Source organism: Pseudopedobacter beijingensis (assembly GCF_042678145.1).
In the GTDB taxonomy this organism is placed as follows: Bacteria; Bacteroidota; Bacteroidia; order Sphingobacteriales; family Sphingobacteriaceae; genus Pseudopedobacter; species Pseudopedobacter beijingensis.
Window position 1 is genome coordinate 113,803 of record NZ_JBHUDG010000004.1, and the last position, 14,328, is coordinate 128,130.

Sequence of the window (14,328 nt, forward strand, 5' to 3'; positions counted from 1 at the left end):
TGGTTTTAGTCTGTTATCTTTTTAACATCATTTCTGAAAGGACGATGTGTTAAATAGTGCTGAGAGATCTTTCTGAGGAATATAAATAAAGAGACTGTCTCCGTTTACTCTTAGACAAACACAGGAGACAGCCTCTTTAGATTATTTATTTGAATTTCCCCATCAATGCAGCTAATTTGCTCTGCATATCTGTTTCAGGTTCCTGTTTTTTACGATTGTTCCTGTCGTTATTATTTCTGTAACCTTCTTTTTTATCCTGAACTTTTTCTGTTTTTTTAACAGGACTACTGCCCTTCATAGATAAACCAATTCTATTTCTGGTCGTATCTATTTCAGTAACAGTAACCTCTACCCGTTGTTGTACTTTTACTACCTCGTTAGGATTGGCAATAAATCTATCGGCCATTTGACTTAAGTGGACTAATCCGTCCTGATGAACACCAATATCCACGAAAGCACCAAAGTTGGTGATATTGGTAACTATACCAGGAAGTTTCATGCCAACACGTAAATCATTGATGTTATTCACTCCATCAGCAAAAGAGAAAGCTTCGAATTGTTCGCGTGGATCTCTGCCTGGTTTTGCTAATTCAGAAACAATATCTTGTAGAGTAGGAAGTCCAACTTCATCGGTAATATATTTTTTTAAATCGATTTGCTTTCTTAAAGACTCATTTTTCATCAAGTCCTCAATATTACAACCCAAATCTTTAGCCATTTGTTCAACCAAAGCATAGCGCTCAGGGTGTACAGCACTGGTGTCCAGTGGATTTTCCGCATTTCTGATTCTTAAGAAACCAGCAGCTTGTTCAAATGCTTTTTCTCCTAAGCGTGGTACTTTTTTTAAAGATGCCCTGTTCTTGAAAGCCCCGTTTGTATTTCTATATTCAACAATATTTTGTGCCAGTTGGGGGCCCAGTCCGGATATATAAGCTAAAATCTGTTTAGAGGCAGTATTCAATTCTACACCTACAGCATTTACACAACTTATTACGGTATCGTCCAATGATGTTTGAAGTTTGTTTTGGTCTACATCATGCTGATATTGTCCTACCCCTATAGATTTTGGATCTATTTTTACTAATTCTGCCAATGGATCCATTAACCTTCTGCCAATGGAAACAGCCCCTCTTACAGTTACGTCATAATCAGGAAACTCTTCTCTGGCAACTTCCGATGCAGAATAGATAGAGGCGCCACTTTCGTTAACCATGACTATCTGAACGTTGTTTAACTGTTGTTTTCTTACAAATTCTTCTGTTTCTCGACTGGCGGTGCCGTTACCTATTGCAATAGCCTCTATTTCATGTTTTTTTACCAGATAATTTAACGTTTGCTCAGCTTCTTTTAATTGTCCGGCTCCGGTATGTGGGTAAATGGTTGTGTTTTCCAATAGTTTTCCTTGTTTATCCAGGCAAACTAATTTGCAGCCTGTTCGGAATCCGGGATCTAAAGCCAGCACATTTTTTTGACCCATAGGAGCAGCCAGAAGCAACTGTCTGGCATTTTCTGCAAAAACTAAAATCGCTTCTTCGTCTGCTTTTTGTTTGGTTAACAAACGTACTTCGGTTTCCATTCCCGGGCGAAGTAATCTTTTATAACCATCTTCCAAAGCTTGTTGTACCTGTGCCGATTTAGCATTGTTGGCAGTAATAAATTGCTTTTCTAAAAGATCAATAGCATCTTCTTCCTGGGGCAGAACATCCAGTTTTAATATGAGCTCTTTTTCTCCGCGGCGCATAGCTAAGATCCGGTGAGAAGGTGCTGTACTAATAGGCTCTTCCCATTCGAAGTAATCTTTATATTTAATGCCTTCCTCTTCTTTACCTTTGAAAACCTCAGATTTGAAAGTGCCTTTTTTTAGGAATAGCTCTCTCATTTTAGCTCTTGCTTCTGCATTTTCGGCAATATTCTCAGCAACAATGTCTCTGGCTCCCTGTAAAGCTTCTGAGACAGAAGCAACACCTTTCTCTTCATTGATGAATGCTTCTGCTTCATCTTCTGGTGAGTTTTTATCCTGTTCCAAAATCGATAAAGCCAAAGGTTCCAAGCCCTTTTCCCGAGCTACCGAAGCTTTGGTTTTGCGTTTTGGTTTGTACGGAAGGTAAATGTCTTCTAGTGCAGACATCGTTTCGGCGGCATCTATTTGTGCTTTCAGTTCGTCAGTAAGTTTTCCTTGCTCTTCTATTGACTTTAGAACTGCTTCACGTCTTTTGTCAAGATCTCTTAATTGCTGAATTCTATCACGGATTGCAGTTACCTGAACCTCATCCAGACTTCCCGTCAACTCTTTTCTATATCGGGAAATAAAAGGTATTGTTGCTCCTTCATCTAATAAGTTAAGTGTGGCGCTTACCTGTTTGCTTCCTACGCTTAATTCCTGCGCAACAACGAAAATATGCTTGTCTGACATTTGTTTTTCTTTTTAAGTGGAAGCGAAGTTGGGAAAATAAGGGAAAGAGGCAAAATAAATTTTAGAATAAATAGGACAAAGTTGTAATTCTTTTTACAATCTGCATAAATATAAATGACACAGAAGATTAACCTCCTGTGTCATTTGCTTGAATTTTAATTTTTTAGACTAAAGTTCCAAACTTTCCAGTATAAAAGTCTTCAAAAGCCTGATTGATTTCTTCTTTGGTGTTCATTACAAAGGGACCGTGTGATACTACAGGTTCATTGATAGGTTCACCACTTAAAATCAGAACTTTGGCATCTTCTACCGCTTCTATCTGAAAATCCTCACCCTCATTTTCGAATAATACGAAATGGTCTGCAGCTACTTTTCTTGAGTTATTAACGATAATTGTTCCTTCAATAACTAACAAAGCAGTATTGTGTTTTGCAGGGAAGTTAAAGTCTGCTTTTCCATCTTTTTTTAAATTTACATTTAATAAATTGACAGGAGTAAAGGTGCTTGCGGCACCGTTAACATCTTTATAGTTTCCGGCTATAACTTCAATATTACCTTGTTCCAACTCTACTTTTCTTATGTTTTCATGAGTTATTTCCTGATATTTTGGTGCAGACATTTTATCTTTAGCAGGCAAGTTTACCCAAAGCTGTACCATTTGAAAGAAACCTCCTTTAGCACTAAACTCTTTTTCATGGTATTCCTTATGCAAAATACCAGAAGCAGCTGTCATCCATTGTACGTCACCTTCTTTAATAATTCCACTATTCCCGGCACTGTCATGATGTGCTACACTACCTTTATAAGCAATAGTTACTGTTTCAAAACCTCTGTGCGGATGAACATCAACACCTCTGGGTTCTGTGGTTGGGGGAAAATAGAATTTTGAGTTATAATCAAGCATGATAAACGGACTCATTCTATCCCGGGTTAACGGATATGTACTTGGAATAAAATTATGTACCCTAAAGCCATCACCTACCATGTGAGGATCTCTTGGAGCTACAACAGCTTCTATTTTTTTTGTTTTCATGATATCTTCCTTTCTTATGTTATACAAAGTTAATCAGGATAAATAGGCTGTGCATTGATGTATGTTAAGAAAGAGAGCATGGATGATGGTTCAATTGCCTATAGCTTATAGAGTTCATAGCTCATTGTCTATAGTGACTAGTTTATCTTTTATCTACCTGGAACTATCAACAGAATCACTTCCTGTACAGCTCTTTTCTGATACGGCTTAACGATTCTGGTGTAATTCCTAAATAAGAAGCAATCATCCATTGAGGCACACGCATAGTAAGCTGAGGGTACAGCTTTATAAAGTCAAGGTAGCGTTCCTCGGCAGTAGCACCTAATAATAAATTAACCCGGTTTTGTATTTGTTTGATATGATGATGTAAAGATATGGTGTTGAAGGTAGAGAAATTAGAACTGCTTTTACTAAGCTCCTCAAAAAATGCATGTTCTATAAATACAACTTCTGAATCTTCCACAGCATCTATATAAAGTAAAGAAGGTTCATTGAAAAATGCGCTGCTTCGATCAGAGCTTAACCAGTTTTCGGGAGCAAACTGAATAATATGTTCTTTACCGGAAGAGTCTATAGTGTAGGACCGTAAGATTCCTTTGGCTGTAAAAAAAGATGATTTACAAATATCGCCCGCTTGTAATAAAAATTGACCTTTTGCTACTCTTCTTGATTTTAAGAGAGGGGTGAGTACACTAAATTTTTCTTCAGTTATATCTGATGATTTCAGAATATACTGTTTGAATACATCTATAGCTTCTGCCGGCTTATTTTCCATTGAATAGTTTGTCTATGGTTCTTGTTGAAACGGAATGATAGTTTCTCCGGTTTCTGGCGTAAGATTCTTTCGCTATTTCAGTTCCTTTAGGCGTTTTTAGCAGTTGCGCATAAAGTGGTTCCATAAATTTCCGACGGCCCACAACATTTAAAAAAGTATCTATCTGAGGATACACAGGGGAATAATCTCTTTTTAATCCCAGAAGATACCAGGCATACTGGATTTCGCTGTTATGTGAGTGAGTGAAATGAAAAATGCTGTCTATTTTTTCGAGTTTATTATTGCTGATACTATCTGGTAGCGAACGAATAAAATATAATTTTTCGTTAGTGCTTTGTAAGTTTTTTTCTAAATGACTGATATCCTCAGTACCTATAAATTTGTCTTTTAGCTTATCTATAGCATCAAACCTTGAACTGTACGGTAATTGTGCAGTTTTGGGTATACCTGGTTGATAAATCCATCCGTAAGCATTAATTGATGATTTTAAGCTCTCGTCATCTCTTATCAAATCAGCATTCAGGTCGCGTTCAAAATCTTTTAGTGTAACACTCTTAAAGGCATATTTTTCAAAATACTTTTTTAGAAAAGCATCAAATTTATCTCTTCCTACAGTCAGCTCTATATTTTTTAGAAAAAGATATCCTTTTTCATAGGCAATATCAGTAACCGCATCATCCGGACTTCTATCTGCGAGATCTAGTTTCAACCTGGTATCAGGATGTGTTTTTCCAAATTCGGCAATGCCATTTGTCAAATCCTTAAAGCCTAAAACTTCCTGCATTTCAGCTTCATCTTTTCCGTAAATTTTCTCGATTATTCTTCTTTCAAAATATACAGTGAAACCTTCATTTAACCAGAAATCGTTCCATGATGCATTGGTAGCCAAGTTTCCACTCCAGGAGTGGGCTAATTCATGGGCAAGCAAATTTACCAAAGAGCGGTCGCCGGCAATAACAGTAGGCGTAACAAAGGTTAGCATTGGGTTTTCCATTCCGCCAAAAGGAAAGCTGGGAGGAAGCACCAGAATATCATATCTTTCCCATAAGTATTTTCCGTAAAGATCTTCAGCAGCTTTTATCATTTTATTGATGTCTGCAAATTCATAGGCAGCTTTCTCTAATAATTCGGGTTCTGCATAAACACCAGAGCTCTCACTTATTTTCTGAAAAGCAATATTACCTACGGCCAAAGCCATCAGGTAGGAAGGAATAGGATGTCGTTGTTCGAAATGGTAAATTCCGTTCTTATTCAGTTGTTGAGGATTTTTAGCGCTCATTAAAGCTAAAAATTCTGCCGGAACTTTAACCTCCGCATTATAGGTAAACCTAATAGAGGGACTATCTTGACAAGGGATCCAGCTGCGCGCAAGAATTGCCTGAGATTGTGTATACAGAAAAGGATGATGTTTACCGGCTGTTTGTTGCGGTGCAACCCATTGTAGAGACTCAGCATTGGCAGAGGTTGTATATTCAATAGTAACTGTTTTGGTCCCGGGTTTTATTTGTACACTTAAAGCTTCCCCTAAAATATTGTCTTTATCGCCCAATGCAAAAAAAGCCTCCTCATTAACATTATTATCCAGATATATTTTAGAGATATTTAAATCTTTGGTGTCAAATACAATTTCATCGTATCCGTTTTTATTTTCAATGCTCCAGGTAGCTATGCCGGTTATTGTTTTGAGGGTGAAATTGACATCCAGTTTTAGGTCAAGATGTTTAACTATCACATTTTCGGGCTCTGCATAACTATGCGGATCTGTACCGGATTCTGTTTTCTGCTGCTTGGGTTTACAGGAAAAAATTAATAAACAGAATAGTAAGATATTGATTTTTCTTATCATATTATTTAAATCTAACAGACACTTTAACCCTGTTGGCATACCCATCGGCGGCACCTGTCCACGAGTGGTAGTTTTTTATAAGGTCTATGGCTCTGGCATCAGCTAATTTGCTCAAACTTTTCAGGATTTTAAAATCAGCCAGTTCTCCGTTAGGTTTAATAATAAATTCTACAATAACCTGACCAGTTTCGCCACTTTCCAGTTCGTTATTGTCGTTTAGGTATTTTTTAAATGCAGACCATCCTTCTGAAGGTTTGGCGCTGGTGCTTTTTCTTAAATTACCTACATAAACAGTTAAAGGATCGGCCGTTTCTGCGGTTTTAGGTTTCAGGTTTATATTGGTGCTTTCTAAAAAACTTTTTAAGTCAACATCTTTAGACTCATAACCTGCGGCTGTAATAGTTATCTTTCCTGCTTTAAAAGGAAAAGTGTATTCTCCATTTTCATTAGTTAATACCTTAATATTGGTTTTTATATCCTTTAAAATGGCTCCATATATTGGTTTTGAGGTGTTAACGTCCGTAATTATACCTTTTGTAATCGTGGAGTCTATAATAATAATTTCCCGGGATAATTTTGCAGTTGCGGCAGCAGGAGGTGAAGCTGCAGATAAAGAGATAGGTGCCAGGTCTTTAGATGAATTTTCTTTACTGTTGTAGTTAATGTTCTTCTTCTCATTAGAACTGGCTATAAGCTTTTTATTAGATGTTCTGGAAACTGGTTCTACCACAATCTCACTTGATAATAAATCAGGATCTTCGTTTGTTTCTTTTACGGGATTCCGTTTTTTTGAAGCGGCAAGTTCTGCTTCGGAAATAATATCATTTAGCTTTGTTTCGCGTGGAACATCCTGAGAAATAAAAGATGAATCAGCCCCTTTTTTTTGTGTTAAAGAAGGAGTGGGGACAGTAGGTAGTTTGTCTGTTTCAGCAAAATTAATTTCTTTGGGTTGGTTGAGATACATGGTTGCCAAACCTATTAATATGACTACGCTGGCCGCTATTGACCAATAATGGAATTTTTTTGTTTCAACAGTTGGTTTTTGAGTTTTTGTTTGTAAGCGGTTCTGTAAACGCACTTTAAGCTCGGTGATATTGTTGGTACTGTCAGGAAAATGTTCATAGCCTTCCAATGCTTCTAATAAAAAAGGATCGTCCAGAGCCTTTTTTTCAAGTTCATGCATAGTCTTGGTATCCAACTCACCATTGACGTACTTTTTTATAAGTTCGATATCTTGAATATCTTTATTCACCTTTTTTCTCCAAACAGATTTTTAAGTTCCTTTTTCCGTTTTGTATATAGCTTTTTACTTTATTAAGGTCATATCCTGTTGCTTCTGCAACATCTGCATAGCATTTGTTCTCCAGATAAAATAAAGATACAGACCATCGTTGCTCTTTACTTAAAGACTCCATACAAGCTTCCACCTCATTAATTCTGTCGTCTTTCTCTCTTTTTTCAAATAGATGCATTGTATCACCAAATTCCATAAACTCATATTCATCAATTGAAAAAAACTGATGTTTTTTTTCTTTTCGTAGCTCCATCAGACAGTGATTTTTAGACAGCGTATATAACCAGCTTCGAAAATTGGTTATTTCATACGTTTTGACTTTGATAATCAGCTCTTCAAAAATATTCATTACGGCATCTTTACTCTTTTCTTCGTCTTTGAAATATTTTAATGCAATACCGTAAACTAAAGGCATATAAGGGTCGTAAAGCTGACCAAGAGCTTCAATATCTCCGGAATTTTTGTATTCCGAGATCCATTCATTGTCTAATACGTTTGGTTTATTAGAGTTTGTTAAGCTCATTTAAAATTATTTCACTAAATAAAAATACGGATTAGAAAGATGGACCTAAAATAAAGCGTAAAAAATCTACCATGTTCATTTTACCTAATTAAACGTAAAAAAGAGGTAAACTGTTACAATGTTGTTTGTAAGGTAGAAAATAAAGTATAGAAAACCAACAGAAACGACTTGGTTTCTTGGATTTTTATTACCTCTTTATTGCATCGGAAAATAAGAATGTATGTTTTGCAATCATTTACATTTATTATACGACATAAGTTTTATTAATTTTGTGAAAAATTAAAGAAAAATGAAGAAAACGGGAATCGCATTTCTTTTGATTAGTGTGTTGGGGTTATCTGGTTGCGAAAGCTTAAATCAGGTGGCTAATCAATATGGAGGTTCTTTAGGCACTGTGCTAACTACTACTCCAACAAACATAGAAATAGGAACGGCTTTAAGGCAAGCTCTGGAGGAGGGGACAGGCATAAGTACAGCGAAATTGTCATCAACCAATGGTTTTTTGGGAAATGCTGCTGTTAAGATTCTGATGCCTCCTGAAGCTCAAAAAGTAGAGTCTACCTTGCGTTCTTTGGGTCTGAACTCTTTATGTGATAATGTAATTACGAGTTTGAACCGAGCGGCAGAAGATGCAGTAAAGGAAGCTAAACCAATTTTTGTGAGTGCTATTAAACAAATGACGTTTCAGGATGTAACCAATATATTGTTGGGGAATAGTGATGCGGCAACTCAGTATTTTAAAAGGACAACCTCAGCAGCATTGGCAGAAAAATTCAGACCTATTGTCAATTCAAGCATCAGTAAGGTAGGCGCAACAAAATATTGGTCAGATTTAGCATCAGCATATAATAAAGTGCCTACAGTAAAACCTGTAACTACAGATCTCACCTCTTATGTTACAGATAAAGCTATTGCAGGACTTTTTGTAGAGATTGCGACCGAGGAATTAAAAATCAGACAAAATGTAAATGCAAGATCTACAGCGACTATGCAAAAAGTATTTGCGTATGCAGATCAACAAAAGAAATAAATAATGGAATTAATAGAGTGGAAAGATTTTGAGCGGGTGGAACTTAGAGCAGGGACCGTACTGGAAGTTTTTGACTTTCCGGAGGCGAGAAGACCTGCTTATAAAATTAAGGTAGATTTCGGAGAATTCGGAATCAGGATGACGAGTGCTCAGATTACCAAACACTACACTAAAGAGGAACTTATAGGAAGACAGATTGTAGGGGTAGTCAACTTTCCTAAAAAACAGATAGGGAAATTTATGTCTGAGTTTTTATTGACAGGTTTTCATGACGAAAATGGAGAGGTTTTAATTACTACTGTTGATAAGAAAGTACCCAACGGTACTAAATTGTGTTAAAATGAAAGTTTATTCATTTGGGGAAGAACCCTCCGTTCCTTTAGATACGGTTTTTATGAAAGAAGCGTATAAGGAAGCTCTTTTGGCTTACGAAGCGGATGAGGTTCCTATTGGTGCGGTTATTGTGGCTAATGGAAAGATAATAGGTAGAGGACATAATCTTACCGAGCGACTGAATGATGTAACGGCTCATGCAGAAATGCAGGCTTTTACTGCAGCCAGTAACTATATTGGAGCAAAGTATCTGCATAATTGTACTTTATATGTAACGATAGAACCCTGTGTTATGTGCGCAGGAGCTGCGTATTGGACTCAAATCAGTAAGATAGTTTTTGGGGCGTTTGACGAGAAAAGAGGCTATCACAGCCTTAATGGAAATATTGTTCATCCCAAAACTGAAATTGTTAGTGGTGTAATGGAGAAAGAATGTGCAGAACTGATGCGAAATTTTTTTCTGAATAAAAGAATTAGTAAAACTTAACACTTCTACAACAATTTTTAATCAGGGGACTTTATCTTTGTAAGAAAACAAATATTATTGTATAACCTTTAAAATATAAAATTATGGCTTTTGAATTACCTGCGTTACCATACGCATCAGATGCATTAGAACCGCATATCGACAAACAAACAATGGAGATCCATCATGGAAAACACCATGCGGCTTATGTTGCTAATTTAAATAAGGCATTAGAGGGCAAAGAAGGGGCAGATTTATCTTTAGAAGAAATCAACAAAAACATATCTAAATATCCAATGGCGGTAAGAAACAATGGCGGTGGTCATTATAATCACTCTTTGTTTTGGACAGTACTTGGAGCAAATGCAGGAGGAGCTCCTAAAGGTGAATTAGCAGAAGCAATTAATGCTGCATTTGGATCTTTCGAAGATTTCAAAGCAAAATTTGCTGATGCAGGTGCTACACGTTTTGGTTCTGGATGGGCGTGGTTAATTGTCGGAAAAGACGGTAAATTAGCAGTAACTTCTACCCCTAATCAAGATAATCCATTAATGGATGTCGCTGAAGTACAGGGGACCCCAATTTTAGGTATGGATGTTTGGGAGCATGCTTATTACTTGAAATATCAAAACAGACGTCCTGATTATATCTCTGCTTTCTGGAATGTCGTAAACTGGGATGCGGTAGCGGAGCGTTTCGCTAAAGCAAAATAATTTGGCATCATTTTGATACCAAAAAAGCGGATGAGAACTTAACTCTTCCGCTTTTTTTTTGACTAGCAATGAAGAATAGAACGTTATTAATTTTGACCTGGTCGTGTATCCTGTTTTTAGGTAGTTGCTCTGTATTTGAAGGAGTTTTTAAAGCAGGGTATTATGTCGGTATTTTTGTAGTTATAGCTATATTGGTGATTGTTTTATTTATAGTGTCGAAAATAAGAAGTTAAGAGATGAAAGCACTGGTGTTAAAAGCGATAGATGAGCCATTTGTATTTGAAGATATAGAAAAACCAATATTGGAATCTGGAGAAGTGTTGGTAAAAATAAAAGCAGCAGCATTAAACAGAAGGGACTATTGGATAAAAAAGGGACAATATGCCGGTTTAAAATTCCCTATAGTATTGGGGTCTGATGGGGCGGGTGTTGTTGAGGAAGTTTATGACGATAAATATAGACACCTGTTAGGAAAAGAGGTCGTTATTAACCCTGCATTAAAATGGGGTGGAGAGGAAGATTATCAGGGAAAGGAATTTAATATTTTAGGATTACCCACTAATGGTACATTTGCTGAATTTGTAAAAGTAGATGCTACAAATATTTACGAAAAACCAGAACACTTAAGTTTTAGAGAGGCAGCAGCATTTCCGTTGGCAGGTTTAACGGCTTATAGGGCCGTATTTCAGAAAGGTAAACTCAAAAAAGGAGAAAATGTGTTGATTGTTGGAGCCGGAGGTGGGGCAGCTACCTTTGCTTTGCATTGGGCAGTAAAAGCAGGAGCTAATGTTTATGTGACTTCAGGTAGTGAAGAGAAAATTCAGAAAGCAAAAGCTCTAGGAGCAATAGAAGGATTTAATTATAAAAATGAAAATTGGGATCAGGAGCTTATGGTCAAAGTTTCGGGGTTTGATCTCATTATTGATAGTGTGCTAGGAGATAGTTTTGCCAAACATTTAAACTATGCAAATCCCGGAGCTAGAATTGTGTTTTTTGGAGCAACAGCAGGAAATTTACCTCAATTGAACGGCAGAATTATATTTATGAAACAGATTCAGATTCTGGGAACGATGATGGGCTCGCCCAAAGATTTTGCAGCAATGCTGGATTTTATTAACCATCATAAAATACATCCCGAAATAGATAGTGAATATGCTTTACAAGATGCCGAAACAGCCATTCATTTAATGGACAGTTTTAGTCAGTTTGGAAAAATTGTTTTAGAGGTTTAATTATACCTTTCAGCCTTTTTAATACTCAAAATCGTCCAAATCCCTTTTTGCCTTTCTTTGAATAAACGTTTTCCTTTTTGAGGTTTCGGTATCGTTTAAAGTGTCCTGAATGTTGTCCGTAACTGTAATTTCGTGGTCTTTATTTCTTTCGCTTTTGTAAACTGCTGTCGATTCCTCGTGTTCAAGAGCAATGTCATAAGGACCCTTGTCAGACATTAACTTTACAAATACAGGTAAACATTCTAAAAGGATAAATAAAAAGGAAATAAAAGAGATTGCCAGATAAGTATCCACATCCCGGGTTCCGTCCGGATTAAACGACAGTTGTCCCAAAGCGTAGTTTCTGTCTGCAAAGCCCGCTACATAGGCCAGGCTATCCAGTTCCCTTTCATTAAAAAGTTTGGTGCTGTTGAGTCCTTCAAGTTCTTTCCTTCTATCAATAATGTTCTCAATCTGATCCAGATTATTACGAACAATGTTAAGTCGTTGTTCTTTTTGGTCAATTACAGATTGTTTTTGTTTAGCATAAGTGCCAAATCCGATTACGCCACTGGTCTGGTTGGTTTTATCACCAAATACTTCCTGATTGAGTACATATCTGGATTTGTTAATGTCTTTTTCCAGCGAATCTTTTTCTGTTTTTAGCTCCTCAACTTTTTTTAGCTCCAGTAGATATTTATTAGAAAAAGCTTTGTTTAAAGTGTCAATTTTATCTCTTTGTCCGTTCAGATAACTGGTTTTAAGTTTCTGTCTGATCTCCTTATCGAATATTTTTAATTCCAGAGGTCTGGAGATAACAATACCAATCATAATTGCCAGTAAAATTCGGGGTAATGCTTGTAGAATTTGGTGGCCAGAAGACCCCGTTTTTTTAATGCTGGATACAATATATCTATCCATATTAAATATAGCCAAGCCCCATAATAGTCCAAAAATAACCGCAAAAAATATAGCAGCCTGACTTCCTGAAAAAACAAAATACATAGCGTAGCCGCCAGATAAGCTAGCAAAAAGTGCTGTAAAGAAAATTGTTGCACCAATACCTACAAACTTGTTATGTTCTGTAGGATATTTTTTTAGTAGCTCTATTTGTGCTCCTGAGCAAAACCAGAAAAAATTTGTTATTCTTTTCATTTATCCCATCATGTCAATAATTGTTCCATATTAAGACTGGAGGTTTACAGAAAAGTTACGAGAAAGTAATAAAATGATTTGTACAAGGTTTGGCCAAAGTGTGCTTTCTCAGTAGATCAGAAAAGAGGGACTTTTCTGTGGAATCCAAATTATATCTGGTGTACAAAACAGTAAGTCTGGCTCTTTGGCAAAAATAATTTCGTTTTATATAAGAAGTATATATTATTTTTGGCGAATGAATATCCTTATCCTTGGTTCAGGAGGAAGAGAAAGTACTTTTTCCTGGAAAATTGCTCAAAGCCCATTGTGTACAAAATTGTTTATTGCCCCTGGTAACGCAGGAACAAGACAATACGGAGAAAATGTAGATATTAAAGTAACAGATTTTGCAGCTATTAAAAATCTGGTTATCGATAAAAATATAGAACTGGTTATTGTTGGTCCCGAAGAACCTTTGGTGAAAGGTATCCACGATTTCTTTTTAGCAGATGCTGTACTAAAAAATATTCCGGTAATTGGTCCTAAACAAGACGGAGCACAATTAGAGGGAAGTAAAGATTTTTCTAAGCAGTTTATGCAAAGACACGGAGTGCCTACGGCAGCTTCACAAACATTTACCAAAGATACTTTGGAAGAAGGTTTAGCTTATCTGGAGACTCAGTCATTACCAATTGTATTGAAAGCTGATGGTTTGGCGGCAGGAAAAGGTGTTTTAATTTGCTCTACTTTAGAAGAAGCAAAGGAAGAACTGATACTGATGCTTGCTGATGCGAAATTTGGTGAGGCAAGTTCTAAAGTTGTGATAGAGCAGTTTTTGAAAGGAATAGAGCTTTCCGTTTTTGTTTTAACGGATGGTAAAGATTTTATTGTTTTACCGGAGGCCAAAGATTATAAAAGAATTGGCGAAGGAGATACAGGTTTAAATACCGGAGGAATGGGCTCTGTTTCTCCAGTTCCGTTTGCAGATGATGCTTTTTTACAAAAAGTAAAAGAACAGGTAGTTATACCTACAGTAGATGGATTAAAGAAGGACGGAATTGATTACAGAGGTTTTATCTTTATTGGATTAATGAATGATAATGGAAATCCTTATGTAATAGAATATAACTGTAGAATGGGAGATCCGGAGACGGAAAGTGTATTCTTAAGAATAGAAAGTGATGTGGTAGAAATGTTTCAGTCGGTAGCAAAGCAAAATATTGCAGATTATAAACTAGAAGTATCTCCAAAAACAGCTGCTACGGTTGTGGTAGTTTCGGCAGGATATCCGGGCGATTATATCAAAGGAAAAGAAATAGCAGGACTGGAAAATGTAGAACAGTCTATGGTCTTTCATGCAGGTACAGAAGCAGACGGAGATGTGGTTAAAACAAATGGAGGCCGTGTGTTAACTGTTAGTACGTTGCAGGATGATATTTTTAAGGCTTTGCAACAAGCGACTGCAGATGCAGGAAGAATTTATTTTGATGGAGCTACTTTCAGAAAAGATATCGGTTTTGATTTAATTTAATAAAGAAACTTTTTTGTGAAATCATG

General features: G+C 36.5%; 13 protein-coding genes. 6 read left to right on the plus strand and 7 right to left on the minus strand.

Going from position 1 to position 14,328, the window contains the following annotated elements; all coding sequences use genetic code 11:
- Nucleotides 1-145: 145 nt before the first annotated feature.
- The 6 genes from ACFSAH_RS05440 to ACFSAH_RS05465 all read right to left on the minus strand — a co-directional run bounded on the left by ACFSAH_RS05440 (nucleotide 146) and on the right by ACFSAH_RS05465 (nucleotide 7,884).
- On the minus strand, nucleotides 146-2,413 hold the full coding sequence (locus ACFSAH_RS05440; RefSeq protein ID WP_379661693.1) for a Tex family protein: 2,268 nt from the start codon (nucleotides 2,411-2,413) through the stop codon (nucleotides 146-148).
- 163 nt (nucleotides 2,414-2,576) lie between these two features.
- On the minus strand, nucleotides 2,577-3,446 hold the full coding sequence (locus tag ACFSAH_RS05445; RefSeq protein WP_379661694.1) for a pirin family protein: 870 nt from the start codon (nucleotides 3,444-3,446) through the stop codon (nucleotides 2,577-2,579).
- A 175-nt stretch (nucleotides 3,447-3,621) separates the two neighbouring features.
- Nucleotides 3,622-4,221 carry a Crp/Fnr family transcriptional regulator gene (locus ACFSAH_RS05450; RefSeq protein ID WP_379661695.1) on the minus strand — a complete coding sequence of 200 codons (600 nt, stop codon included), beginning with the start codon at nucleotides 4,219-4,221 and terminating at the stop codon, nucleotides 3,622-3,624.
- Nucleotides 4,211-6,067, minus strand: a complete 1,857-nt coding sequence (locus ACFSAH_RS05455) for a M1 family metallopeptidase (RefSeq protein ID WP_379661696.1) — start codon at nucleotides 6,065-6,067, stop codon at nucleotides 4,211-4,213. The genes ACFSAH_RS05450 and ACFSAH_RS05455 overlap by 11 nt, the downstream gene beginning before the upstream one ends.
- A gap of 1 nt (nucleotide 6,068) precedes the next feature.
- Complete coding sequence (locus ACFSAH_RS05460) at nucleotides 6,069-7,319, minus strand: energy transducer TonB (protein WP_379661697.1); 1,251 nt, start codon at nucleotides 7,317-7,319, stop codon at nucleotides 6,069-6,071.
- Nucleotides 7,312-7,884, minus strand: coding sequence for an RNA polymerase sigma factor (locus tag ACFSAH_RS05465; RefSeq protein WP_379661698.1), 573 nt, complete (start codon nucleotides 7,882-7,884; stop codon nucleotides 7,312-7,314). The genes ACFSAH_RS05460 and ACFSAH_RS05465 overlap by 8 nt, the downstream gene beginning before the upstream one ends.
- A 289-nt stretch (nucleotides 7,885-8,173) precedes the next feature.
- Here ACFSAH_RS05465 and ACFSAH_RS05470 point away from each other — a divergent pair, with 289 nt between their 5' ends.
- The 5 genes from ACFSAH_RS05470 (at nucleotide 8,174) to ACFSAH_RS05490 (ending at nucleotide 11,658) form a co-directional block, all read left to right on the plus strand.
- Nucleotides 8,174-8,914 (plus strand): DUF4197 domain-containing protein, encoded by a 741-nt coding sequence (locus ACFSAH_RS05470; protein ID WP_379661699.1) that lies wholly within the window; start codon nucleotides 8,174-8,176, stop codon nucleotides 8,912-8,914.
- Between the two features lie 3 nt (nucleotides 8,915-8,917).
- Nucleotides 8,918-9,253, plus strand: a complete 336-nt coding sequence (locus ACFSAH_RS05475) for a tRNA-binding protein (RefSeq protein WP_379661700.1) — start codon at nucleotides 8,918-8,920, stop codon at nucleotides 9,251-9,253.
- Nucleotide 9,254: 1 nt separating this feature from the next.
- Nucleotides 9,255-9,734, plus strand: coding sequence for a nucleoside deaminase (locus tag ACFSAH_RS05480; RefSeq protein ID WP_379661701.1), 480 nt, complete (start codon nucleotides 9,255-9,257; stop codon nucleotides 9,732-9,734).
- Between the two features lie 83 nt (nucleotides 9,735-9,817).
- Nucleotides 9,818-10,426, plus strand: coding sequence for a superoxide dismutase (locus ACFSAH_RS05485; RefSeq protein ID WP_379661702.1), 609 nt, complete (start codon nucleotides 9,818-9,820; stop codon nucleotides 10,424-10,426).
- A gap of 236 nt (nucleotides 10,427-10,662) precedes the next feature.
- The gene (locus tag ACFSAH_RS05490; RefSeq protein WP_379661703.1) at nucleotides 10,663-11,658 is read left to right on the plus strand and encodes a zinc-binding dehydrogenase; all 996 of its coding nucleotides are present in this window, start codon (nucleotides 10,663-10,665) and stop codon (nucleotides 11,656-11,658) included.
- An 18-nt stretch (nucleotides 11,659-11,676) separates the two neighbouring features.
- On the opposite strand, the gene ACFSAH_RS05495 is transcribed toward ACFSAH_RS05490, so the two are convergent.
- Nucleotides 11,677-12,792, minus strand: a complete 1,116-nt coding sequence (locus ACFSAH_RS05495) for a DUF4407 domain-containing protein (RefSeq protein WP_379661704.1) — start codon at nucleotides 12,790-12,792, stop codon at nucleotides 11,677-11,679.
- A 235-nt stretch (nucleotides 12,793-13,027) separates the two neighbouring features.
- Here ACFSAH_RS05495 and purD point away from each other — a divergent pair, with 235 nt between their 5' ends.
- On the plus strand, nucleotides 13,028-14,302 hold the full coding sequence (gene purD, locus ACFSAH_RS05500) for a phosphoribosylamine--glycine ligase (protein WP_379661705.1): 1,275 nt from the start codon (nucleotides 13,028-13,030) through the stop codon (nucleotides 14,300-14,302).
- Nucleotides 14,303-14,328: the final 26 nt, after the last annotated feature.